General features: G+C 75.7%; 26 protein-coding genes. 15 read left to right on the plus strand and 11 right to left on the minus strand.

The features are described 5' to 3' along the window. Positions 1 to 24 precede the first annotated feature (24 nt). The 3 genes from ACI79K_RS04695 to ACI79K_RS04705 all read left to right on the plus strand — a co-directional run bounded on the left by ACI79K_RS04695 (position 25) and on the right by ACI79K_RS04705 (position 2,530). Positions 25 to 537, plus strand: coding sequence for a hypothetical protein (locus tag ACI79K_RS04695; RefSeq protein ID WP_456588068.1), 513 nt, complete (start codon positions 25 to 27; stop codon positions 535 to 537). Positions 538 to 650: 113 nt separating this feature from the next. Beyond that, positions 651 to 878, plus strand: coding sequence for a hypothetical protein (locus ACI79K_RS04700; protein WP_456588067.1), 228 nt, complete (start codon positions 651 to 653; stop codon positions 876 to 878). Further along, positions 875 to 2,530, plus strand: a complete 1,656-nt coding sequence (locus ACI79K_RS04705; protein WP_456588066.1) for an AMP-binding protein — start codon at positions 875 to 877, stop codon at positions 2,528 to 2,530. The genes ACI79K_RS04700 and ACI79K_RS04705 overlap by 4 nt, the downstream gene beginning before the upstream one ends. Positions 2,531 to 2,602: 72 nt before the next feature. Here the strand turns inward: ACI79K_RS04705 and ACI79K_RS04710 are convergent, their stop codons facing one another. After that, positions 2,603 to 3,370, minus strand: a complete 768-nt coding sequence (locus ACI79K_RS04710) for an endonuclease/exonuclease/phosphatase family protein (RefSeq protein WP_456588065.1) — start codon at positions 3,368 to 3,370, stop codon at positions 2,603 to 2,605. A 74-nt stretch (positions 3,371 to 3,444) separates the two neighbouring features. On the opposite strand from ACI79K_RS04710, the gene ACI79K_RS04715 reads away from it, so the two are divergent. Continuing rightward, on the plus strand, positions 3,445 to 4,011 hold the full coding sequence (locus tag ACI79K_RS04715; protein WP_456588064.1) for a nucleotidyltransferase family protein: 567 nt from the start codon (positions 3,445 to 3,447) through the stop codon (positions 4,009 to 4,011). On the opposite strand, the gene ACI79K_RS04720 is transcribed toward ACI79K_RS04715, so the two are convergent. Together ACI79K_RS04720 and ACI79K_RS04725 are read right to left on the minus strand one after the other, a co-directional pair. Further along, entirely contained in the window at positions 3,998 to 4,318 is a 321-nt protein-coding gene (locus ACI79K_RS04720) for a DUF202 domain-containing protein (RefSeq protein ID WP_456588063.1), read from the minus strand. The two genes, ACI79K_RS04715 and ACI79K_RS04720, sit on opposite strands and share 14 nt — an antisense overlap. Then, complete coding sequence (locus tag ACI79K_RS04725) at positions 4,315 to 4,656, minus strand: YidH family protein (protein WP_456588062.1); 342 nt, start codon at positions 4,654 to 4,656, stop codon at positions 4,315 to 4,317. The genes ACI79K_RS04720 and ACI79K_RS04725 overlap by 4 nt, the downstream gene beginning before the upstream one ends. 140 nt (positions 4,657 to 4,796) lie before the next feature. Between ACI79K_RS04725 and ACI79K_RS04730 the strand changes: the two genes are divergently transcribed. Continuing rightward, positions 4,797 to 5,189 carry a cold-shock protein gene (locus ACI79K_RS04730; RefSeq protein ID WP_456588061.1) on the plus strand — a complete coding sequence of 131 codons (393 nt, stop codon included), beginning with the start codon at positions 4,797 to 4,799 and terminating at the stop codon, positions 5,187 to 5,189. A gap of 10 nt (positions 5,190 to 5,199) precedes the next feature. Here ACI79K_RS04730 and ACI79K_RS04735 read toward each other — a convergent pair whose 3' ends face one another. Then, on the minus strand, positions 5,200 to 5,664 hold the full coding sequence (locus ACI79K_RS04735) for a DUF2771 family protein (RefSeq protein WP_456588060.1): 465 nt from the start codon (positions 5,662 to 5,664) through the stop codon (positions 5,200 to 5,202). Next, a complete protein-coding gene (locus ACI79K_RS04740; RefSeq protein WP_456599098.1) occupies positions 5,661 to 7,157 on the minus strand; it encodes an MFS transporter in 1,497 nt (498 codons plus the stop codon). Before ACI79K_RS04740 ends, ACI79K_RS04735 begins: the two co-directional genes overlap by 4 nt. Before the next feature lie 65 nt (positions 7,158 to 7,222). Here ACI79K_RS04740 and ACI79K_RS04745 point away from each other — a divergent pair, with 65 nt between their 5' ends. After that, on the plus strand, positions 7,223 to 8,032 hold the full coding sequence (locus tag ACI79K_RS04745) for a DUF3027 domain-containing protein (RefSeq protein ID WP_456599099.1): 810 nt from the start codon (positions 7,223 to 7,225) through the stop codon (positions 8,030 to 8,032). 7 nt (positions 8,033 to 8,039) lie between these two features. Here the strand turns inward: ACI79K_RS04745 and ACI79K_RS04750 are convergent, their stop codons facing one another. Continuing rightward, a complete protein-coding gene (locus ACI79K_RS04750; RefSeq protein ID WP_456588057.1) occupies positions 8,040 to 8,267 on the minus strand; it encodes a DUF2530 domain-containing protein in 228 nt (75 codons plus the stop codon). A gap of 106 nt (positions 8,268 to 8,373) precedes the next feature. On the opposite strand from ACI79K_RS04750, the gene ACI79K_RS04755 reads away from it, so the two are divergent. The 6 genes from ACI79K_RS04755 (at position 8,374) to ACI79K_RS04780 (ending at position 13,693) form a co-directional block, all read left to right on the plus strand. After that, positions 8,374 to 9,933 carry an NCS2 family permease gene (locus ACI79K_RS04755; RefSeq protein WP_456588056.1) on the plus strand — a complete coding sequence of 520 codons (1,560 nt, stop codon included), beginning with the start codon at positions 8,374 to 8,376 and terminating at the stop codon, positions 9,931 to 9,933. 28 nt (positions 9,934 to 9,961) lie between these two features. Continuing rightward, positions 9,962 to 10,411, plus strand: coding sequence for a MarR family winged helix-turn-helix transcriptional regulator (locus ACI79K_RS04760; protein WP_456588055.1), 450 nt, complete (start codon positions 9,962 to 9,964; stop codon positions 10,409 to 10,411). Further along, complete coding sequence (locus tag ACI79K_RS04765; RefSeq protein WP_456588054.1) at positions 10,392 to 11,774, plus strand: MFS transporter; 1,383 nt, start codon at positions 10,392 to 10,394, stop codon at positions 11,772 to 11,774. Before ACI79K_RS04760 ends, ACI79K_RS04765 begins: the two co-directional genes overlap by 20 nt. Positions 11,775 to 11,834: 60 nt before the next feature. Continuing rightward, a complete protein-coding gene (locus ACI79K_RS04770) occupies positions 11,835 to 12,218 on the plus strand; it encodes a hypothetical protein (protein ID WP_456588243.1) in 384 nt (127 codons plus the stop codon). Continuing rightward, positions 12,215 to 12,781, plus strand: a complete 567-nt coding sequence (gene thpR / locus ACI79K_RS04775; RefSeq protein ID WP_456599109.1) for an RNA 2',3'-cyclic phosphodiesterase — start codon at positions 12,215 to 12,217, stop codon at positions 12,779 to 12,781. The genes ACI79K_RS04770 and thpR overlap by 4 nt, the downstream gene beginning before the upstream one ends. Before the next feature lie 84 nt (positions 12,782 to 12,865). After that, on the plus strand, positions 12,866 to 13,693 hold the full coding sequence (locus tag ACI79K_RS04780) for an acyl-CoA thioesterase (RefSeq protein ID WP_456588053.1): 828 nt from the start codon (positions 12,866 to 12,868) through the stop codon (positions 13,691 to 13,693). Positions 13,694 to 13,754: 61 nt separating this feature from the next. On the opposite strand, the gene ACI79K_RS04785 is transcribed toward ACI79K_RS04780, so the two are convergent. From ACI79K_RS04785 to ACI79K_RS04795, 3 genes are all read right to left on the minus strand, one after another. Continuing rightward, positions 13,755 to 14,306 (minus strand): TetR/AcrR family transcriptional regulator, encoded by a 552-nt coding sequence (locus ACI79K_RS04785; protein ID WP_456588052.1) that lies wholly within the window; start codon positions 14,304 to 14,306, stop codon positions 13,755 to 13,757. Positions 14,307 to 14,374: 68 nt separating this feature from the next. Next, positions 14,375 to 15,139 (minus strand): ABC transporter permease, encoded by a 765-nt coding sequence (locus tag ACI79K_RS04790; RefSeq protein WP_456588051.1) that lies wholly within the window; start codon positions 15,137 to 15,139, stop codon positions 14,375 to 14,377. Continuing rightward, positions 15,136 to 15,855 (minus strand): ABC transporter ATP-binding protein, encoded by a 720-nt coding sequence (locus ACI79K_RS04795; RefSeq protein WP_456588050.1) that lies wholly within the window; start codon positions 15,853 to 15,855, stop codon positions 15,136 to 15,138. Before ACI79K_RS04795 ends, ACI79K_RS04790 begins: the two co-directional genes overlap by 4 nt. Before the next feature lie 131 nt (positions 15,856 to 15,986). Here ACI79K_RS04795 and ACI79K_RS04800 point away from each other — a divergent pair, with 131 nt between their 5' ends. Further along, positions 15,987 to 16,793, plus strand: coding sequence for a TrmH family RNA methyltransferase (locus ACI79K_RS04800; RefSeq protein WP_456588049.1), 807 nt, complete (start codon positions 15,987 to 15,989; stop codon positions 16,791 to 16,793). Here the strand turns inward: ACI79K_RS04800 and ACI79K_RS04805 are convergent, their stop codons facing one another. Then, positions 16,794 to 17,267, minus strand: coding sequence for a general stress protein (locus ACI79K_RS04805; RefSeq protein WP_456588048.1), 474 nt, complete (start codon positions 17,265 to 17,267; stop codon positions 16,794 to 16,796). A gap of 46 nt (positions 17,268 to 17,313) precedes the next feature. Then, positions 17,314 to 18,216, minus strand: a complete 903-nt coding sequence (gene sepH, locus ACI79K_RS04810; RefSeq protein WP_456588047.1) for a septation protein SepH — start codon at positions 18,214 to 18,216, stop codon at positions 17,314 to 17,316. A 251-nt stretch (positions 18,217 to 18,467) separates the two neighbouring features. Between sepH and ACI79K_RS04815 the strand changes: the two genes are divergently transcribed. Continuing rightward, positions 18,468 to 20,366 (plus strand): S9 family peptidase, encoded by a 1,899-nt coding sequence (locus ACI79K_RS04815; protein WP_456599100.1) that lies wholly within the window; start codon positions 18,468 to 18,470, stop codon positions 20,364 to 20,366. Further along, positions 20,363 to 21,829, plus strand: coding sequence for a circularly permuted type 2 ATP-grasp protein (locus ACI79K_RS04820; protein WP_456588045.1), 1,467 nt, complete (start codon positions 20,363 to 20,365; stop codon positions 21,827 to 21,829). The genes ACI79K_RS04815 and ACI79K_RS04820 overlap by 4 nt, the downstream gene beginning before the upstream one ends. The last annotated feature ends 3 nt before the right edge of the window (positions 21,830 to 21,832 follow it).

Raw genomic sequence — 21,832 nt, forward strand, 5'->3', positions numbered from 1 at the left:
CGACGCTGCTGCCAGCATGGAGGCATGCACCCGGCGAGTGAGGACCCCGGCACCCGGACCGCCCTGGCCGCCCACCAGGTCGGGGCGCTGCGCTGGCTGGGCGGCGGGGCCATCGCCGTCGTCCTGGGGATCCTGCTCGGCGTCGCCGCGATCACCATCGCCGGCGAGGACGGGCGCCGGGTGCCCGGTGCGGGCCTCGCCGTCCTGGTGCTCGTGCTCGGCGGGCTGGCCGCCGTCGGCGTGGGCGCCGGGGCGCTGTGGCGCACCCACCGCTGGCGGCGGGCGCTGGCCGGCACCCCGTGGCGCCGCGGCACGCTGCGCGTCGCCGGGCCGGCCGTCCTCGCCTTCGAGCCCGACGGCCTCGACGACGACGTCCACCTCCGCCTGCTGAGCACCGCGATCTGGCGGACCCGCGCGGTGCAGGCGCTCGACGGCGGCAGCGTGCTCGCCGCGCCGGTCGGAGTGGGGCAGTGGGTGTTCACGACCGAGGGAGCGGGCACCCTCTACGGCGCCCGGGCCGTCGCCCGGGGGCGCTGACTGCGACACCCCCCCGCCGCGGGGGCGGTGGCGCGCGCCGGGCAGGCCGGTCAGGAGATGATGTGGGGGACAGTGCACCGCGCGGTGCACCCGCGACCGCACACGGAGGCGTCATGGCCAAGCGCAACGAGAAGCACGCCCACCTGGTGGAACCCACCTGGGGCGAGTCCGACGGCGGCGGTCCGCCGATCACCGAGCTCGTGGCCTCGGTCGCCGGCCCGCTGTCGCCGTTCGGCGAGGACCACGGCTTCCCGATCCCGCCGGAGCGCCTGCGCTACGCCCACCCGACGGACAAGCCCAACCGGGCCGGCGTCCAGACCGCAGAGGGCCGGCGGCGGTGAGCGCGCCCGCGCTGCCGTCCTACAGCAGCGGGACCTCCACGGTCCCCCTGCTGGGCGACACGATCGGGGCGAACCTGGATCGGACGGCGGCACGGGTGGGCGACCACGAGGCGCTCGTCGAGTGCGCCTCCGGTCGCCGCTGGACCTATCCCCAGCTGGTCGACGACGTCGATGCCTGCGCGCTGGGGCTCGACGCCCTCGGCGTGGCCAAGGGTGACCGGGTCGGCATCTGGGCGCCCAACTGCGCCGAGTGGGTGTTCGTCCAGTACGCGACGGCGAAGCTCGGCGCGATCCTGGTGAACATCAACCCGGCCTACCGCACCCACGAGCTCGCCTACGTGCTGAAGCAGGCCGGGATCTCCGTGCTGGTCGCGGCCCCTGCGTTCAAGACCAGCGACTACCGCGCCATGGTCGCCGAGGTGCGCGGTGAGTGCCCCGAGCTGCGCGAGGTCGTCTTCCTGGGCTCCCCGGAGTGGGATGCGCTGATGCGCGCGGGCCGGGAGGGGGACCGGGGGCTGCTCGCCGAGCGCGAGACGCAGCTCTCCGCCGACGACCCGATCAACATCCAGTACACGTCGGGCACGACCGGCTTCCCGAAGGGCGCCACGCTCACCCACCACAACCTGCTCAACAACGGGTTCTTCGTCGGCGAGGGGTGCGGCTACACCGAGGCCGACCGCGTCTGCATCCCGGTGCCGTACTACCACTGCTTCGGCATGGGGATGGGCAATCTCGGCGCCACCAGCCACGGCGCGACGATGGTCATCCCGGCGCCGGGGTTCGACCCCGCGCTGACGCTGCAGGCCGTGCAGGACGAGCGCTGCACCTCGCTGTACGGCGTCCCGACGATGTTCATCGCCGAGCTCGGGCTGCCGAACTTCGGCGAGTTCGACCTCTCCAGCCTGCGCACCGGCATCATGGCCGGCTCGCCGTGCCCGGTGGAGGTGATGAAGCGGGTGGTCGCCGAGATGGGCATGACCGAGGTGACCATCTGCTACGGCATGACCGAGACCTCGCCGGTCTCCACGCAGACCGGTGCCGACGACGACCTGGAGCGGCGCACCTCCACCGTCGGCCGGGTGCACCCGCACCTGGAGGTGAAGGTCGTCGACCCGGCGACCGGGCTGACCGTCCCCCGTGGGACCCCCGGCGAGTTCTGCACCCGCGGCTACTCGGTGATGCTCGGCTACTGGGACGAGCCGGAGAAGACCGCCGAGGTCATCGACCGCGCCCGCTGGATGCACACCGGCGACCTCGCCGTCATGGACGACGCCGGCTACCTCAACATCGTCGGCCGGATCAAGGACATGGTCATCCGCGGCGGGGAGAACGTGTACCCGCGGGAGATCGAGGAGTTCCTCTACACCCACCCCGACATCGTCGACGCGCAGGTCATCGGCGTCCCCGACGAGCGGTACGGGGAGGAGCTCATGGCCTGGGTGCGGCTGCGCGAGGGCGCCGAGCCGCTCACCGCCGAGAGCCTCCGCGAGTTCTGCGCCGGCAAGCTGGCCCACTACAAGGTGCCGCGGTACGTGAAGGTCGTCGACGAGTTCCCGATGACGGTGACCGGCAAGATCCGCAAGGTGGAGATGCGTCAGGTGTCGGTGGCGGAGCTGGGGCTGGAGTCCGCGGCGGCCGTGCGCAACGCCTGAAGAAGGACCACCCTTCCCCCCCACGCCTCGCACGCTCGGCGCGGGCCCTTGAAGGGTGGCCGTTCCAGTCCGTCACCCCTGGGCGACCGGGACCACCAGCGCCCGGTGGTCGGACAGGGGGAGCCGTACCGCCTCGGCCGGGCCGCCGGCCCGGATGCCGCCGCGCACCAGGACGTGGTCCAGCTGCCGGGTCGGCCGGGGCGCCGGGAACGTCGCCGCCGTCGCGACCGGGCGCAGCCCGCTGTGCCGCGCGGCCGCGCGCTGCTGCATGTTGAGGTCACCGATCAGCACCAGGGGCTCCGGCGTGCCCGCGAGCGAGCGCACCAGCGTGCGCAGCTGGTGGGCGTTCCACCCGGGGATGAACGACAGGTGGGTGTTGCACACGGTGACCTGCCCGGAGGGGCCGTCGATGACGGCGGCGACGGCCACGCGGGGTTCGTCCCGGGCCAGGAACGGACGGCGGGACTGCTGCGACCACAGCGGCACGCTCACCCGCAGCGCGTCCAGCCGGACCACCCGCCAGGAGACCACCGGGTACCGGGAGAGCAGGGAGATGCCGTAGCTGGCCGACCCCGGCTGCTCGTCGCCGGTGGCGGCCATCCAGGTGCCGCCGGGCGTCCCGGACAGCGCCGCGACGAACTGGGAGTCGACGGCCCCCATCGCCTCGGCCGCGACGGCGGTCAGGTCGGCGCCGTGCGACCGCGGCTGGTCGCGGTCGACCTCCTGCAGACCGAGGACGTCGGCGTCCAGGGTCTTGACCGCGGCGGCCAGCCGGTCGACGTCGACCCGGCCGTCGTCGAGCGAGCGTCCGTGCAGGAGGTTGAAGGTCGCGATGCGCACCCGCTCCCAGTGCCCGCCGGGCGCCCGGTCTACCCCGCTGTGTGCGGGCGTTACCTGCGGGTAGCAGGCGCTGGGTGCAGACGTCTCCCCGGGAGCAGGTGCGCGACCTGCTGAAGCGGACCGCGGTCGCGCTGAAACAGGGGAACGTGCCGTTCGCGCTCTGCGGCGGCTACGCCGCCTGGGCGCGCGGTGCGCCCGAGCCCGATCACGACGCCGACTTCCTCGTCCCGGCGGCCGAGGCCGGGCGGGCGGCCGAAGCGCTCGCCGACGCCGGCCTGCAGGTGGTGGAGCCGGCCGAGGACTGGCTGCTGAAGATCGTGCGGGACGACGTCTTCGTCGACGTGATCTGGCGGGCCTGCGGACTCCCCGTGGGGAACGACCTGGTCGACCGCGCCGAGACGCTGCCCGTCCTCTCCGTGCAGATGCCGGTGCTGGCGCCGACCGACATCGTGGTGTCCAAGCTGATGGCCCTGGACGAGCACTACTGCGACTTCTCCCGGCTGCTGCCGGTCGCCCGCGCGCTGCGCGAGCAGGTCGACTGGGGGCTGGTGGCCCGCGAGGTGGCGGAGAACGACTTCGCCGTCGTCTTCCTGGCGCTGCTGGACCGGCTCCGGATCACCCCGGACGTCAGCCCGGGATGAGCACGGCCACGGCGGCGGCGAGGGCGGTGAGGACGACGGTGGCGGTCGCCGCGCGGGCCAGCGCGGGGCTCGAGACGCGCCCGCCGTCGGCCACCCTGCGGCGCACCTGCCGGTAGCGGGCGGGAGCGAGCGCTCCGAGCAGCAGCAGCCCGAGCAACGCGGTGACCCCGCCCGCGACGAGGAGCGCGGGCCGCTCCGCGCCCACTGCCCGGTGCGCCACCAGCCCGGCCACGGCGAGCAGCCCCAGCCCGGTGCGCTGCCAGGCCAGCGCGGTCCGTTCGGGCTGGGTCTCCACCGGGTCGGTCACCCGCGCAGGACCTCTAGGCCCACGAGGACGCCGACGACGACCACTACGGCGCTCACGGCGGCGACCACGGCGGGGACGAGCACGCTCGAGGGCAGCGCCCGCCCGGACTCGATCGCCGCCTCGTTGGCCCGCCACCGGCGGTACCCGGCCAGCGCGATGCCCAGGCCGATGGCGACCAGCGCCAGCGCGACGGCGGAGCTGCCCCACGGGACCCCGAGGTCGGGGGCGTAGGTGGCGACGGCGACCCCGCCCGCGACCAGCGCCAGCCCGGTCCGCAGCCAGGCCAGCAGCGTGCGCTCGTTGGCCAGGGTGAAGCGGTAGTCGGGGTGGTCGGGCACCGGCCCAGCGTAGGGACCCGCCGGGAATCGGCAGGTCGGCGCGGCGGCGCGGCGGCTAACCTGGTGACCAGCGGCGTCCTGCCGCCGTCGTCCGACCGGCCAGCGTGCCGCGCCAGAGCGAGGAACTGAGGGAATCCACCGTGCCCACCGGCAGAGTGAAGTGGTTCAACGCGGAGAAGGGCTTCGGCTTCCTGTCCCGCGAGGACGGTCCCGACGTCTTCGTGCACAAGGACGCGCTGCCCGCCGGCACCGACCTCAAGCCCGGTCAGCGCGTGGAGTTCGGCATCGTCGCCGGCCGCCGCGGCGACCAGGCGCTGCAGGTCCGCATCCTCGACCCGCTCCCGTCGGTGGCGGCCACCGTCGCCGCGGCCAACCGCAAGAAGCCCGACGAGCTGGTCCCGATCGTCGAGGACCTGATCAAGCTGCTCGACGACGTCTCCGAGGGGCTGCGCCACGGCCGCTACCCCGATCGCGGCCACGCCCGGAAGGTCGCCGCCGTGCTGCGCGCCGTCGCCACCGACCTGGAGGGCTGAGCGCCGCCGCTCAGCCCGCCAGCTCGCCGCCTGCGCGCAGGAAGCCGACCGGCCAGGCCGCGGTGAACTCGCCGCAGTCGCCGCCGGCGTCCTCGACCACCACGAGGTAGAAGGCTGGCGGGACGACGTCGGAGGAGCTGATCCCGTCGAACGTCTCGGTGCCCGCCGGGACGTCCACCTCGCCGATGAGCTCCTCCAGCGACTCGTCGAACACCTGCACCTGCCAGCCCCGTTCGGCGATCGCCTCGGGGACGGTCAGGGAGATGGTGGTGCCCGGGGGGACCTCGACCACCGGCGGCCTCGTGCTGTAGCGCTGCCCCTCGCCGTCGAGGCAGTACTGGGTCGGCCCGGCGGTGACGTCCTGGCTGCCGGCCTGCACCCGGATCTCCTCGGGGGTCGCGGGCTCGCCCGCGCAGGCCGACAGCGAACCGGCCGCGCAGACGGCGAGCAGCAGCGCGGGGAGGGGAGCTCTCACGACCACGACGGTCCCACCGGCGTCGTCGGCGCCTCCGGGCCCCCCGGCGCGGCTGCCGGGGGGTGGCTGCGGTAGAGGCTCCACAGGATCAGGGCGACGGCGAGCACGAGCAGGGCCGCCGCGACGGTGAACCCGATCCAGCCGACCGGCGGCAGCGCGATGCCCAGCGCCCCGCCGGCCACCCAGGCCAGCTGCAGCATCGTCTCGGAGCGGGCGAACGCCGAGGCGCGCAGGCGCTCGGGCACCTCGCGCTGGATGATCGCGTCCAGCGATACCTTGCCGAGGGCGTTGGCGACGGCGGAGACGCCGGCCACGAGCACCGCCATGGCGAACCCGTAGAAGATCGCGGCCAGCACGGTCACCGCCGCGGCGGCGGACGCCGCGTGGAGCACGAGGCGGTCGGGGGCGGCGGTGTGCAGCCGTGAGCCCACCGCGGTCCCGGTGAAGCTGCCGAGCCCTGCGGCGGCCGCGAGCGCGCCGAGCGCGAGGGTGGCCGACCAGCCGTCGGCGAACGTCGCCTGCACCAGGAAGGCGGCGAAGATGGTGAGGAAGCCGCCCAGGCCGCGCAGCGCCGCGTTGGCCCGCAGCGCCAGCACCACGTGCGGGCTCACCCGCCGGCGTCCCCGGCCCTGCACCGGGATCTCGGCGGTGCGCAGGACGTCGGCGGGCTCCTCGCCCGCCGGGACGTCGACGTGCCGGGGGAGCCGGACGGCCAGCACCGCCCCGCACAGGAACACCGCGGCGGTCGCCCACAGCTCCCAGTCGAAGCCGATCAGCGCGGCCACCCCGGCGGCCAGGCCACCGGCCACCCCTGCCGTCGCCAGGCCGAAGACCGACAGTCGCGCGTTCGCCGAGGTCAGCGACATCGCGCCCGGCAGCACGCGGGGGACCACCGCCGCCCGCAGCACGTTGTGCGCCTTGGACAGCACCAGCACCCCCAGGGCCGCCGGGTACAGCCACAGGTCGTCGAAGTGCCCGGCCATCACCAGGGCCAGCGCTGCCCGCCCGCCCAGGGACGCCGCCAGCGCCCACCGGCGGCCGCGCTGCAGCCGGTCCAGCGCGGGGCCGATGACCGGCGCGAGCAGGGCGAACGGCGCCATCGTCACCAGCAGGTACAGCGCGACGTTGCCGCGCTGGGCGTCGGTGGTGGCCGCGAAGAACAGCGTGCCGGCCAGGGAGACGGCGATCATCGCGTCCCCGGCCATGTGCAGGGCGTTGACCCACAGCAGCTGGGTCAGCCCGCTCTCACCCGCGCCGTCGGCCCGGCTGGCGGCGCGGATCCGGCGGGCGGCGGCGGTGGTCAGCTCGCGGCTGCGGGCGGCGGCGACCCGGGTGACGGTGATCTTCGGGGTGGCCGCGGGCATCGGCCGGGTCTGCGGCCGCGGCACCCCGAGCGGGGTGGTGTCCAGCGGGGTGGTGTCCAGCGGCGCCGCCTCCTGCCTGCCCGCCCGCGACCACCGGCGTGCGCCGGGCGGGCGGCTGGAGGCGGACACGCCGCCCATGGTGCCGCACCCACCTGGGAGTCCGGTCCGCGACGCCGGACCGGTCGTCCGCCACAATGGGAGTCGTGTCCGAGTCCCCCGCGCCCGTCCGGCCCGCCTCCCCAGCGGCCGAGCCGTTGACCGCCGCGATCGAGCAGGCCCGAGCGGCGGCCGTCGAGACGGCCGGCGCCGCCGACGCGGTCGGCGAGCACCTGGGGGCCACCGCGGAGTCGGTCGGTCCCCCCGAGCTGGGGGAGGTGCTCACCCACACCTTCGCCAGCCGGCTGCCCGGCTACGTCGGCTGGCACTGGGCGGTCACGATCGCCCGGGTTTCCGGCGAGGAGCGGATCACCGTCGACGAGGTGGTGCTCCTCCCCGGTGAGCAGGCGCTGCTGGCCCCGGCCTGGGTGCCGTGGCACGAGCGGCTGCGGCCGGGCGACCTCTCGGTGGGCGACGTCCTGCCGGCCACCGAGGACGACCCGCGGCTGGTGCCGGCGTACACGACCGACGACGACTCCGCCGACGACCCGGAGGGACGGGTGGTCGCCGCCGAGATCGGCCTCGGCCGGGAGCGCGTCATGTCGCGGGAGGGCCGGTCGGAGGCGGTGGCCCGCTGGACGTCGGGGGAGTTCGGCCCGACGTCGCCGATGGCCCGGCAGGCACCCGGCCCCTGTGCGACCTGCGGGTTCTACCTCCCGCTGGCCGGCTCGCTGCGGCAGTTCGTCGGTGCGTGCGGGAACGCCTACGCCCCCGGCGACGGTCGGGTCGTGGCGGCCGACTACGGGTGCGGCGCGCACAGCCAGGCGACCCTCGTCGTCGTCGAGGAGACCGAGGTGGTCACCTCTGCGCGCTACGACACCTCGGAGTACGACGTCCTGAGCGACTGATCGCGGGTCAGCCGCGGTCGCGCCGGCCCAGCTGCCCCTGCAGCTTCATGACGCCGAGCCCCAGGAGCGCCAGCCCGATCGCGGCGACGCACGTCCAGGTCCACATGCGGTCCACCCGGTCGCCCAGCAGCAGCAGGACGACCAGGGCGACCGCCCACAGCGCGATCCCGGCGAGCACCACGCGCGCGGTGTCCACCTGCAACGGCGGGGGAGCCTGCTTTCCGGGACCGGGCACGACGGCACCTTAGATCCCGGCTCGGTCACGGGGCGACCTGCTTGCCACGTGCGTGTGGCACGCTGGCGCCGCTCGTTGGCCGCTCGCACCGCCCCGGAGAACCCGCATGCCGCAGAAGTCCCGTCCGTCCGGTGGCGCCAGCGCCGCCGCCACCGACGGCAGCACCCCCGCCGACGTCTCGGCCGGCACGCCTCCCACCACCCCGCGCCGCAGCGAGGGGCCGCGGGTGCGGCCGAAGAACGGGCTGGACCGCTACTTCGAGATCAGCGCGCGCCGGTCGACGGTGAGCCGCGAGGTGCGCGGCGGGATCACGACGTTCTTCACGATGGCCTACATCGTGGTGCTCAACCCGATCATCCTGACCAGCATCGCGGGGCCGGACGGCACGCCGGGCGCCGACGTCGAGGGCACGGTGCTTCCGTTCGGCTCGATCGCCGCGGTCACCGCGCTGCTCGCCGGCGCGCTGACGCTGCTCATGGGCATCGTCGGGCGCTACCCGTTCGCGCTGGCCACCGGCCTGGGCATCAACGCGATCGTCGCCGTCTTCGCGGCCACGCAGCTGTCCTGGCCGGAGGTCATGGGCCTGGTCGTGCTCGAGGGCCTGCTCATCACCGTCCTGGTGCTGACCGGCTTCCGCCGGGCCGTCTTCGAGGCGATCCCGGCCCAGCTGAAGACCGCGATCGCCGTCGGCATCGGGTTCTTCCTGGCGATCATCGGGCTGGCCGACGCCGGCATCATCCGGCCGGGCAACCCGCTGATCAGCTTCGGTGTCGGCGGGCAGCTCGCCGGCTGGCCGATGCTCGTCTTCGTCGTCGGTCTGCTGCTCATGAGCCTGCTGGTCGTCCGCAAGGTCAAGGGCGCGCTGCTCATCGGCATCGTGGCGACGACGGTGCTCGCCATCGTCGTCGAGGCGATCGCCGGGGTCGGCCCCCGCTTCGGCGACGACGGGGAGAACCCCCGCGGGTGGGCGCTGCAGGTGCCGGCGCTGCCCGACGACGTCGTCGGCAGCCCCGACTTCTCGTTGCTCGGCAACTTCTCCCTGTTCGGCGGGTTCGAGCGCATCGGCGTCGTCGCCGCCCTGCTCATCGTCTTCTCGATCATGATCGCGGACTTCTTCGACACCGTCGGCACGGTGACCGCCGTGGGGGCCGAGGGCGACCTGCTCGACGAGAAGCGCAACCTGCCCAAGTCGCAGCCGGTCCTGCTCGTCGACTCGCTGGCCGCCGCCGCGGGTGGCGCGGGCAGCGTCTCGTCGAACACCACGTACATCGAGAGCACCGCCGGTGTGGCCGACGGCGCCCGCACGGGGCTGGCCAGCATCGTCACCGGCCTGCTGTTCCTGGTCGCGGTCTTCTTCACCCCGCTGGTGGCGGTGGTGCCGTCGGAGGCAGCCGCCCCCGCGCTCGTCATCGTCGGCGCGCTGATGATCAGCCAGATCAAGCACCTCACCTGGGACGACATGTCCCTGGTCATCCCGGCGTTCCTCACCATCGCGCTGATGCCGTTCACCTACTCGATCACCAACGGCATCGGGGCCGGCGTCATCAGCTTCGTGCTGCTGCGGCTGGCGGTCGGGCGGCGCCGGGACATCCACCCGCTCATGTGGGTGGTGGCGCTCATGTTCGGCGTCTACTTCGCGCTCGAGCCGCTGCAGCAGCTCTTCTGACCCCGGCTGCTGAGTTAGGCTAACGATCGTGGGCCGGACGACGCTGGACACCGCCGCGCTCGCCCACGAGCTGCGGCTGGCGGTCATGCGGTTCTCCCGGCGACTGCGCAACCAGCGGGTGGACACCTCGGTCACCCTCACCCACCTCGCGGCGCTGTCGACGCTCAAGCAGCACGGCCCGATGAGCCCGGGGGAGCTGGCCGGCCACGAGCGGGTGCAGCCGCCGTCGATGACCCGCGTCGTCGTCGCGTTGGAGACGGCCGGGCTGGTGACCCGCACGCCGCACCCCACCGACGGGCGCCAGGTGATCATCGAGCTCACGCCGGCGGCCGAGGAGCTGCTGTCGGCGGAGGCGCGGGCGCGGGAGGCGTGGCTCGCCGGCCGGCTGCAGCAGCTGACCGCCGAGGAGCGGGCGGTCCTGCGCGAGGCGGCCGAGATCATGGACGAGCTGGCCAGGGGTGACCTGGACGAGCACTGACCAGCGGACGCCGCCGGAGCCGGGGCGCGGCATGTTCCGCGCCCTGCGGGTGCGCAACTTCCGCCGCTACGCCTCGGCCAACCTGCTCAGCCTCACCGGTACCTGGATCCAGCGCATCGGCCAGGACTGGCTGGTGCTGCAGCTGTCCGACGACAGCGGCGTGGCGCTCGGGCTGATCACCGCCCTGCAGTTCGGCCCGTCGCTGCTGCTGAGCATGTACGGCGGCGTGCTCGCCGACCGCTACCCCAAGCGCCGGCTGCTGCTGGTCAGCCAGAGCGCCATGGGGCTGCTCTCGCTGGTCCTCGGGGTACTGGTGGCCACCGGGGCGGTGGCGCTGTGGCACGTGTTCGTGCTGGCCGGGATGCTCGGCGCGGTCTCCGCCGTCGACATGCCCGTGCGCCAGGCGTTCGTCCCGGAGATGGTCGGCCCCGCGCTGATCACCAACGCGGTCAGCCTCAACTCGACCATCTTCAACGGGGCCCGGCTGGTCGGGCCGGCGCTGGCCGGGTTGCTGATCGGAGCGGCGTCGGGCAACACCGCGCCGGCCTTCTTCCTCAACGCCGCCAGCTTCGCCTTCACCCTCGCCGCGCTCGCCGGCATGCGGACCGACGAGCTCACCCCGAGCCCGCCGGTGGCGCGGGGGCGGGGGCAGCTGCGCGCCGGGCTCGCCTACACCTGGGCCCACCCCGACCTGCTGCTGGCGATGGGGCTGGCGTTCGTCCTCGGCACCTTCGGCTTCAACTACCAGGTCACCATCGCGCTGATGGCCCGGGAGACCTTCGACCTCGGCGCCCAGGCGTTCGGGCTGCTGTCCACCTGCTTCGCCGTCGGCTCGCTCACCGGTGCGCTGCTGTCCACCCGGCGCAGCGTGCGGCCCCGGCAGCGCTTCCTCGTCGGCTCGGCGGTGGTCTTCGGTGCGTGCACGGTCGTCGCCGGGCTCATGCCCACCCACCTCAGCTTCGCGCTGCTGCTCGTACCGACCGGCGCGGCGGCGCTGGTGTTCAGCGTGGCGAACAACAGCTTCGTCCAGCTCGGCGTCGACCCGCAGATGCGCGGGCGGGTCATGGCGCTCTACTTCATGTGCTTCATGGGCGGCACCCCGGTCGGCGCGCCGCTGGTCGGGTGGGTCTCCGAGCACCTGGGTGCCCCGTGGGGGCTCATCCTCGGCGGCGGGGTGTGCGTCGTCGCCGGCCTCGGCGCCGCGGCCTGGCTGGCCCACCGCGGAGGCCTGCGGTTGGCGGTGCAGCGCACGCCGCTGCGGCTGCGGGTCCAGGCCGCCCCCCGCCCGGCCGTCCCCTCCGCGCAGGTGCGCACCGTGGAGGAGGAGCTCAGCGAGAAGGCCCCCGGTCAGCAGTCGCTCTGAGCGGCCGGGGTGCGCGTACCGTCGGCGGGCACCGGAACCGCCCGTGCGCAGGGGAACGCCATGGCCGCACTCATCCAGCTCGTCGCACTGCTCGCCGCGTTCGCCGGCCTGGTCGCCGGCTTCGGCCCGCTGATCCGGTGGATCGAGGCTCGATCGGCCCGCCGCCACGCGGCGCGGCACCCCGCGGCGCCCGGGCGCTCGGTGCAGCACGTGGCCGCGGACCTGCGCCGGCTCGGGCGCCAGCTCGAGCTGGTGGCGGCCGGGGTGCCGATGGCCCGCCGCCGCGCGCTGCAGGCCGCGTACGACGACGTCCTCCTCGAGGCGGCCGGGATGCTCGGGGTGACCTCGGACCTGGCCGCGCTGCGGCAGGACCGCGCCCGCGAGGTCGAGCGCCTCCGGGTCGCCTGCGCGCTGCGCGCCGCGGGGCTGCAGGTGCCCCTCTGACCGCCGGTCCCGCGCGCCGGCTCTTCTTCGCCGTCGACCCGCCCGAGTCCGCGCGCCGCGACCTCGAGCGGGCGCTGGCCCCGCTGCGGGAGCTCCCGGGGGCGCCGCGGTGGAGCCGTGCCGAGCGCTGGCACCTGACGCTGCTGTTCCTGGGCGAGGTCCCGGACGCCGTGGTGCCCGGCCTCGTGGCCGCCGCCGCGCCCGCCGTCACCGCGACGCCGCCGATGACGCTGCGGCTGGCCGGGGGCGGGCGGTTCGGGTCGGTGCGCCGTCCGCAGGTGGCCTGGGCCGGGCTCGACGGCGACGTCGACCCGCTGGCCGCGCTGGCCGGGCGGCTGGCCGGGGTCGCCCGCGGTCTGGAGCTGCCGGTGGAGGACCGGCCGTTCCGCCCGCACCTCACCCTGGGGCGCTGGCGCCCCGGGCGGCCCGCCGACGGTTCGCTGACCGACCGGCTCGCCGGCTACCGGGGGCCGGAGTGGCCGGTGCGCGAGATCCGGCTCTGGGAGAGCCGGCTCGGTGCCGAGCCGGCGTACACGGTGGTCGCCCACTGGGCGGTCGGCTGAGTCACCGCGTGCAGGCGGGGCGGCGCGGTCGCCCGAGCCGAGGCGCGTGCGGTCCACGCCGGCCGCCCTGGCACCCTGTCCGACGTGCCGCACAACGTTGACCAGGCCCTCTCCGACTTCGACGCCGCGACCGCCGTGCGGCGGGGCGAGGCCGGCGCGCTCCTCGCCGACCTCCACCCGGAGTGGGAGGTCGGTGGCGGGATCCTCAACGGCGGCTACCTGCTGTCGGTCGCCGGGCGCGCGGCGGTGCTGGAGAGCCCGCACGAGCACCCGGTCGCACTGTCGGCCAGCTACCTGCGGGCGGCGGCGGCCGGCCCGGCCACCCTCGCCGTGACGCCCGGGCCGGCGGGTCGGACGCTGGCCCACTCGCTGGTCACCCTCGCGGACGCGAACGGGCCGGTCCTCACGGTCCAGGCGACGACGGCGACGCTCGCCGACGACGCCCCCGAGTACTCCCTCCCGGCGCCCGAGGTGCCCAGGCCCGACGAGTGCATCGACATGGCCGCGAACGCCCACCTGGCGGCCGTGCCGGTGCAGCTGCCCGGGCTGACGCGGCACGTGGAGAGCCGGCTGGACCCGGCCACCGCGACGTGGGCGCTCGGGCAGCCCTCCGACGAGCCGGTGCTCCGGGCGTGGGTGCGGCTGGCCGACGGCCGCCCGGCCGACCCGCTGGCGCTGCTCACCTTCGCCGACGTGCTGCCGCCCACGAGCTTCGCCACCGGCCGGATGGGCTGGGCGCCGACCGTGCAGCTGCAGGTGCTCGTGCGGGCGCTGCCGGCCCCGGGCTGGTGCCTCGTGGAGGCGCGGGCCAGCGAGATCGCCGGCGGCTGGTCCGACGAGGACTACCGGGTCTGGGACTCCACCGGGCGGCTGGTCGCGCAGAGCCGCCAGCTGGCCCGTACCGCCCGCTGAAGGCCCCCGTGCAGGGTCCCGCGGCGAGCCTGCGAGTCGTGGGGGGCAGGGGGGTCCTCTTTCAGCGGGGCAGGTCCAGCTCGCCGGTGAGGTAGCGCTGCACCGTGGGGCCGATCGTGCCCACCAACCACTCGGGCGGGGCCGACGCGAGCGGCTCCAGGCGCAGCACGTACCGGGTGACCACCAGCCCGGCCAGCTGCGAGGCGGCCAGGGCGCCCCGGGCGTCGCGCTCGGCGGGGTCGAGGTCCAGGGAGCCGAGCACCCGGCGCAGCACCTGGGTGACCAGGAACTCGCGCAGCAGGCGGGCGGTCCACTCGTTGCCCACCGCCGAACGCACCAGCGCCAGACCGGCGGTGCGCCCCGGCCCGTCCCAGACCCGCAGCAGCATGCGGACGACGTTGCCGCCCAGCTCCTCCCGCGTGCCGGCGAGCACCTCGGGCAGCAGCTGGGCGGGGTCGGCCGGGGCCTCGATCGCGGCGAGGAAGAGCTGGTCCTTGCTGCCGAAGTAGTGGTGCACCAGGGCGGGGTCGACGCCGGCCGCGGTGGCGATCTGCCGGATGGTGGCGCCGTCGAACCCCCGCTCGGCGAACGCCTCCCGCGCGGCGGCCAGCACCGCGTCCCGGGTGCCGGGGCTGCCGGGACGCCGTCCGGTGCGTCGCCGTGGTGGCTGGTCGCCGGCGTTCAGTCGGTCCTCCTCCGCAGGGTGGCCGCCGCCAGCGCGAGCGCCAGCAGGGCGGCGCCGGCCACGATGCCGACGTCCAGCACCATCGTGCCGGTCGCCTCCGCCGAGCGCCCGACCTCGCGCAGGGCCTCGACCGCGTAGGTCAGCGGGAGGACGTCGCTGATCGCCTGCAGCCACCCGGCCATCTGCTCGCGGGGGACGAGCAGCCCGCAGAGGAAGAACTGGGGCAGGACGACCACCGGCATGAACTGCACCGCCTGGAACTCGCTGCGCGCGAAGGCGCTGGCCAGCAGCCCCAGCGCGACCCCGAGCACGGCGTCGACCACGGCGACGAGGACGACGAGCCCGACGGACCCGGCCACGTCCAGGTCGTACAGCGTCGTCGCCACCGTCACGGTGACCACCGCCTGCACACCCGCGGCCAGCCCGAACGCCAGGCCGTAGCCGAGCAGCAGGTCCAGCCGGGACAGGGGAGTGGTGAGCAGCCGCTCGAGCGTGCCGGACGTGCGCTCGCGCAGCATGGCGATGCTGGTCACGAGGAACATCACGACGAAGGGGAAGACGCCGAGCATCGCCAGCCCGACGCGGTCGAAGGTGCCGGGCTGCCCGGGGGCGGTCGGGACGTCCGCCCACAGCAGGTACAGCAGGCCCAGGAGCAGGCTCGGCAGCACGAGCAGCATCGCGATCGTGCGGTGGTCGTGCCGCAGCTGGCGCAGGACGCGGGCCGCGGTCGTCGCGGTGAGCCGCGGGCCGGCGGCGGTCACCGGGCCACCGCCTCGCGGGCGCGGACGACGGTCAGGAACGCCGTCTCCAGGTCGTCGGAGCGGCCGTCGGCGCGCAGCTGCCCCGGTGTCGTGTCGGCGAGCAGCGCGCCGTCGCGGAGAAGGAGGAGCCGGTCGCACCGGGCGGCCTCGTCCATCACGTGGCTGGACACGACCAGCGTCGTCCCGGCGCGGGCCAGGGCGTGGAAGCGTTCCCAGAGCTCGACCCGGAGCACCGGGTCCAGGCCGACGGTCGGCTCGTCGAGGACCAGCAGCTCGGGCTCGCCGACCAGTGCGCACGCCAGGGAGGCGCGGCCGCGCTGCCCGCCGGAGAGGTCGGCGACGAGCTGCCCGGCGGCTCCGCCCAGCCCCACGTCGGCGATCGCGGCGTCGGCCTCACGCGCCCCGCGGCCGTACAGGGCGGCGAAGTAGCGGGCGTTCTCCCGGACGGTGAGGTCGGGGTAGACGCTGGGCGACTGGGTGACGTACCCGACCCGGCTGCGCAGGCCGGGGGAGCCGGCGGGCTCCCCGAGCACGGTGACCGTGCCGGAGCGCACCCGCTGCACCCCGACGACCGCCCGCATCAGCGTGCTCTTCCCACTGCCGCTCGGCCCGAGCAGCCCGGTCACCTGGCCGGCCGGGACGGCGAAGGAGAGACCGGGGAGCACGCAGCGCTTCCCGCGGTCGACGACGAGATCGGTGACGGTGACGGCGTCCATGACGCGCTCCCCACAACTCAACGGCTGATGAACTCAACGCTAGATGAGTTGCTGGGTGCCGTCAACGGGTCGCGCGCCCGCGGCCGGGCGCGCGCAGGGTCGCCCGCCCGGTGCGGGCAGAATCGGCGCCCGTGCCTGCACCCGTCGTCATCACCGACCCGGCCGATCCCCGCGTCGCAGATTTCCGCGACCTCAAGGCCGGGGACCGCCCGGCGGGCAGGGAGCGGGGCACCGGGCCGGTCATCGTGGAGGGGGTGCCGGCGGTCGAGCGCCTGCTCGCCTCGCCGTACCGGGTGCGCGCGGTGTTCGGTGTGCCGGGACGGGTGGCCGCGCTCGGCCTGCCCGGGGACGTCCCGGCCTTCGAGGCGGATAAGTGGGTGCTCTCGGAGGTCATCGGGTTCCGGCTCACCCGCGGCGTGGTCGCCTCCGCCGACCGCCTCCCGCCGGCCGACCCGGACGAGGTGCTGACCGGCCCGGACCCGGCGGGGCCGCGCCGGCTGGCGGTCCTCGAGGCGCTCAACGACGCCGAGAACCTGGGCTCGATCGCGCGCTCGGCGGTGGCCCTCGGCGTCGACGGGCTGCTGCTGGACCCGCGCTGCGCCGACCCGCTGTACCGCCGGTCGGTGCGGGTCTCGATGGGGCACGTGCTATCGCTACCGTTCGCCGTCCTGCCCGACTGGCCGGCTGGGCTCGCGCGGCTGCACGAAGCGGGCTACCTCACCGTCGCGCTCACCCCGGCGGCCGACGCGGTGGACCTCGGCGACGTCGACCCGCGGGCGCACCCGCGCACCGCCGTGCTGCTGGGCGCCGAGGGGCCGGGTCTCACGCCGGAGGCGCAGCGGACGGCGCGGGTGCGAGCCCGCATCCCGATGCGCACCGGGGTCGACTCCCTCGGTGTGGCCGCCGCCGCGGCGGTGGCCTTCGCCACCCTGCGCTAGTCAGCCGCGCAGCGAGAACCGGGCCAGCATCGCGCGGGCCTCCTCGGCGTGCGAGGGGTGGCACATCACGTCGTACCGGCTGGCGACGATCTTGCTGGTGCTGGTGAAGTCGCGCTTGCCGCGGGTGGCGGCGTACCCCATGCCGCCGAAGGCGGCGCCGAAGGCCAGACCGATGAGCAGGCCGGTCAGCACCGACCCGATCCAGCTGGTCCCGTCGGGCGCGAAGATGCCCAGCAGGAGGCCGACGAACAGACCCCACCAGGCGCCGGCCGCGGCGCCTGCGGCGACCGCCCGGCCCGTCGTCATGCGGCCGGTCACCGTCTCGACCATGCGCAGGTCGCTCCCGATGATCGTCACGTTCTCGACCGCGAACTTCTCGTCGGAGAGGTAGTCGACGGCGGCCTGCGCCCGCTCGTAGCTGTCGTAGGAACCGACCTGCACGCCGCCCAGCGGCATCGACACCGAAGCACTCATGCCGGAGCGACTACCCAGTCCTGCCGGCTGTTCCACGTGCGGTTGGTCAGCGGTTGCGGCGGACCCCGAAGACGATGTCCTCCCACGCCGGGATGCGGGCGCGCGGGTCCTCGTCGCCGTCCTCGTCGGTGCTCTGCCCCCGGCCGAGCACCACGGTGTCGTGCTCGGCGACCTCGTCGAGCAGGGTGGCCAGCGCCTCGTCGTCGGCCGGGGTCCCGTCGGGGGCGTGCACGTCGCGCACGGGCGCGTCGTCCTCCCCGGCCGGGGCGGGGGGCGGCTCCGGGCTGCGCACCACCGAGACCGGCCGGTTGCGGGCGGCCGGCGAGGGCAGGCCGGCCGGCACCTCGGGCACGACCCGCACCAGGCGGGTGCCCTCGGCGAAGTCCGCCGTCGCGGCGTCCCCCGGGGAGACCGTGCGGGACTGCAGGTCGAAGTTCCAGCGCGCGGTGCCGGACTTGGCCCCTGCGCGCCACGCGCCGGTGACCACCCAGGTGCCCTCGTCGTCCCGGTGGGCGTCCCACGCGACGGCGTCGATGTCGGTGTCGATGAGCCGCAGCCGTTCGACCATGAAGTGCTGGAGTACCGCCCCCGGTGCCCCGTCGGTGAGCCGGACCCGCGCCTCGCGGGCCTGGGTGGCCACGCGCTCCCGTTCTTGCAGCACGGGGTGGGCGAAACGCATGATCCGCTCCACCCGGGCACCCGTGGCGGCGGCGACCTGCTCGGGGGTCTCCCCGGCGCGGATGCGGGACTGGATCACCCGGGGCGGGAGCTCGCTGCCGGAGTCGACGTCGATCTGGGTCAGCCGGCGGGCGTCCCCGCGGGCCGCCGCACGGACGCGCTCGTCGATCGGGAGCTCGAACCGCTCGCCGTCGGGGCTGTCGGGGCCGTCCGCGACGAGGACGAGGCTCTTCCCGTCGTCGGAGAGCGCCACGAGGCGCAGTGTGCGCATGGGCGACCTCCTGCAGCCGGCGCGGTGGGTCCGGACGCCGATCCCGGTCCCCGAGGTTATCGGGATCGGGCGCGAGCGGCGCGCAGGCGCACCGGCGTGGCGCGTCTGCGGCGGGGAGCGGCGGGTTCCCCCGGGGGAGGGGTGCGGACGACGTCGTCGCACGCCGATGTCAGCACTGACACACGCCCGAAACGCGCGACCGCCACAGTGGGCGGCTCGCCGGCGGCGCCGCACCGAGCCGAGGAGGAGCGATGGCCAGCCCCGTGACCGACCAGTGGACGGCCGCGCCCGCGGGATGCGCCGCCCTGGAGCTCCTGGCGCCCCCGGAGGTGCTGCCGGCGCGGGTCCGCCGCGCCATCGCAGGGATCGCCGGGGCCACCGCGGCCTGGTGCCCGGCGCCGGCCCCGGACGGCCGCCGCGTCGCCTACGTCACCGACCGATCGGGGCTGCCCCGGCTGGAGGTGGCCGCGCTGGACGGCCGGACCTCGCCGGTCCAGGTGTCCGGCACCGACCAGGAGGTGATCTCCGCCGCCTGGTCGCCCGACGGCGCGCGGCTGGCCTACCTGGTCAGCCCCGGCGGGTCCATCTGCGCCGAACTGCACGTCGTCCGCCCCGACGGCACGGATCGCCGGCTGGTGGCCGGTGCCGATCCACGTGCGGCGGTCTTCGCCGGCTGCTGGGTGGGGCCGCGGCACTACGCCTGCTCGATCGCCCAGGGCAGCGGACCGGACGCCGACGTGGTCCTGGTCGACGTGGTCACCGGAGAGCAGCGCACGCTGGCCTCCGGCGGCTTCCTCGTCGTCACCGCCGTCTCCGCCGACCACCGCACCGTCCTCGCCCGGCGCGGCCCGCGCGCCTACCGGCACATCGTGGTCATCGACGTCGCCACGGGCATCCAGCGGCGGGTCCTCCCCCTGGACGCCCCCGGCGGCATCGCCTCCGAGGACGGCCGGTTCACCGACGACGGGGCCACCGTGCACGTCCGTGCCGCGCTGCCGGGGCCGCCCGGGGCCGATCGCGCCGGCCTGGTCGCCGTCCCCCTGACCGACGGGGTGCCCGGACCCGGCCGGACGGTCCTGCAGCGCGCCGACGCCGACCTCGACGGGTACGCGGTGCGCCCCGACGGCACGGTGCTCGCGGTGTGGAACGCCGACGGGGTGAGCCAGCTGTGGCTGCACGCCAGGGCCGACGGGGCCGTGGTGCGGCGGATCGAGCTCCCCCGACCGGTGCTGTCGGGGTGGGCGCCGGCCGCCGACGGCGACGCGCTGATCGCCGAGCTGTCCGGGCCGCGCGCCCCCCGGGGGCTGTGGCGGGTGCCGCTCGACGGCGCGGGCGCACCCGAACCGCTCGCCTGCTCGCCCACCAGCCCGGAGGTGCCGGGCGTGGTCGAGCCGGTGCGCCACGAGTACCTCGCCCCGGACGGCGTCCGGCTCTCCGGCTGGCTGTACGTGCCCGAGGGCACCCGCGGCCCCAACCGCACGGTGGTCAGCTTCCACGGCGGACCGGAGGGGCAGGCGCGGCCGAACTGGTCGCCGATCACGCAGAGCATGGTGGCCGCGGGGCTCACGGTCTTCGCCCCGAACGTGCGCGGCTCGGGCGGGTTCGGGCGGGCCTTCATGACCGCCGACGACGGGCCCGCGCGCGAGTCCTCGTTCGCCGACGTCCGGACGACGGTGGACGAGCTGGTGACCGCGGGCATCGCGGCGCCCGGCCGGGTCGGCGCCCACGGCTGGTCCTACGGCGGGTACCTCACCCTCGTCGCCCTCACCCGGTGGCCCGAGCTCTTCGCGGCCGGCACCTCGCTGGCCGGGATGAGCGACCTGCGCACCTTCTTCGCCGGCACCGAGCCGTGGATGGCCGCGGCCTCGGTGACCGAGTACGGCGACCCGGTCGCCGACCGCGAGATGCTGGCCGCCCTCTCGCCGATGACGGCCCTGGACCGGCTCACCGCGCCGGTGCTCCTCGTGCACGGGGACCGCGACACGAACGTGCCGGTGGCCGAGTCGGTGCAGGCGCACCAGGCGCTGCAGGCGCGCGGTGCGCGCGCCGACCTGCTGCTCTTCGCCGGCGAGGGGCACGCCATCGTCGGCCGGGAGCACCTGGTCGAACTGGGCGAGCGGCTCGCCGCCTGGTTCGATCGGTGGCTGTGAGCGGGGAACTCTTCGCCGGTTACCCCACCGCCCGCAGCGACGAGGCCGTCGCTGCCGACGGCCGGCTGCGCGACGGGTGGGCCGGGCCGATCGCTGCCCTGGAGCGCCTCGGGGCGACCGGGCTGGCGGCCGCCGAGGCGGAGCTGCGGCTCCGGCGGCAGGAACGCGGCGTCGTCGTCGGCACGTGGGTGGACGGCCGGCAGCAGTTGCGCCCGGTGCCCCTGGACCCCGTCCCACGGCTGGTCGACGCCGGCACGTGGCGGACGCTGTCGGCCGGGATGGCGCAGCGGCACCGGGCGCTGAACGCCTTCCTCGCCGACGCCTACCGCCCGGCCGGGCGCCGGCGCGGCGACCCCGACCGCGCGGCCGAGATCGTCCGGGCCGGTGCGCTGCCCGAGTGGGCCGTGACGCACGGGCCGGGCCGGGATCCGGACGCCGTCGCCCGCGCGTGGCGGGGTCAGCCTCGCGCGACCGTCGCCGCGGCCGACCTCGTCCGCACCGACGACGACCGCTGGGTGGTGCTCCGCGACGACCTGCGGGTGCCGTCCGGCATCGGGTACGCGCTCGCCGACCGGGACTCCGCCCGCGCCGCGCTGCCGGAGCTGTTCGCCGGTGCCGGGGAGCGGCTGCGGGAACCGGGGGACGCCGTTCCGCTGCTGGCCGGTGCACTGGCGGCCGCCGCCCCGCCGGCGGTGCCCGGGGCGCCGCGGATCGCGGTGCTCACCCAGGGCGAGAACGACGGGTCCTGGTTCGAGCACCGGCTGCTGGCCGACGCCCTCGACGCCCCGCTGGTGCGGGCCGGTGACCTGTGGCCGCGCGCCGACGGGGGAGTGGAGGTCGCCGTCGACGGGGGCCGGGTACCGGTCGACGTGCTCTACCGGCGCTTCGACGACGCGCTGCTCGGCGCCTACCCCACCGGCGCGGGCGTCCCGCTCGGGCTGGCGCTCACCGAAGCGGTGCGGGCCGGGCGGCTCGGGCTGGCCAACGTGCCCGGCAACGGGGTGGCCGATGACGCGGCAGGCTACGCCTGGGTCCCGGCCATGATCCGCTTCTACCTCGGCGAGGAGCCGCTGCTGGGCTCGGCGCGGACGTGGGTGCTCGCCGACCCCGCGGCGTGGGCGGAGGTCGCCGACCGGCTGCCGGAGCTGGAGGTCGAGTCGGTCGCCGGGTACGGCGGCCGGCAGGTGGTGCTCGGCCCGGCCTGCTCGGCGGCGGAGCTCGCTGCGCTGCGGGCCGAGATCGCCGCCGCCCCGCACCGGTTCGTGGCCCGGGAGCCGCTGGCCGCCTCGACGGCGCCGACGCTGGTCGACGGGTGCCTGCGTCCCCGGCCGGTGGAGCTGCGGCTGTTCTCCGTGGCCGGCGAGACCACCGCCACCCTGCCGCTCGCCCTGACCCGGGTGGCCCGGGACGACCGGCCGGGGGAGCTCGACCGGGCGAGCAAGGACACCTGGCTGCTCCGCTGAGGA

The organism is Blastococcus sp. SYSU DS0616, assembly GCF_054051015.1.

Bases quoted from the DNA above. Each gene is read 5' to 3' on its own strand.
- ACI79K_RS04700 (WP_456588067.1), top strand. From the start codon at position 651: ATGGCCAAGCGCAACGAGAAGCACGCCCACCTGGTGGAACCCACCTGG.
- ACI79K_RS04795 (WP_456588050.1), bottom strand. From the start codon at position 15,855: ATGGACGCCGTCACCGTCACCGATCTCGTCGTCGACCGCGGGAAGCGC.
- ACI79K_RS04695 (WP_456588068.1), top strand. From the start codon at position 25: ATGCACCCGGCGAGTGAGGACCCCGGCACCCGGACCGCCCTGGCCGCC.
- sepH (WP_456588047.1), bottom strand. From the start codon at position 18,216: ATGCGCACACTGCGCCTCGTGGCGCTCTCCGACGACGGGAAGAGCCTC.
- ACI79K_RS04805 (WP_456588048.1), bottom strand. From the start codon at position 17,267: ATGAGTGCTTCGGTGTCGATGCCGCTGGGCGGCGTGCAGGTCGGTTCC.
- ACI79K_RS04745 (WP_456599099.1), top strand. From the start codon at position 7,223: ATGGGAGTCGTGTCCGAGTCCCCCGCGCCCGTCCGGCCCGCCTCCCCA.
- ACI79K_RS04755 (WP_456588056.1), top strand. From the start codon at position 8,374: ATGCCGCAGAAGTCCCGTCCGTCCGGTGGCGCCAGCGCCGCCGCCACC.
- ACI79K_RS04815 (WP_456599100.1), top strand. From the start codon at position 18,468: ATGGCCAGCCCCGTGACCGACCAGTGGACGGCCGCGCCCGCGGGATGC.
- ACI79K_RS04770 (WP_456588243.1), top strand. From the start codon at position 11,835: ATGGCCGCACTCATCCAGCTCGTCGCACTGCTCGCCGCGTTCGCCGGC.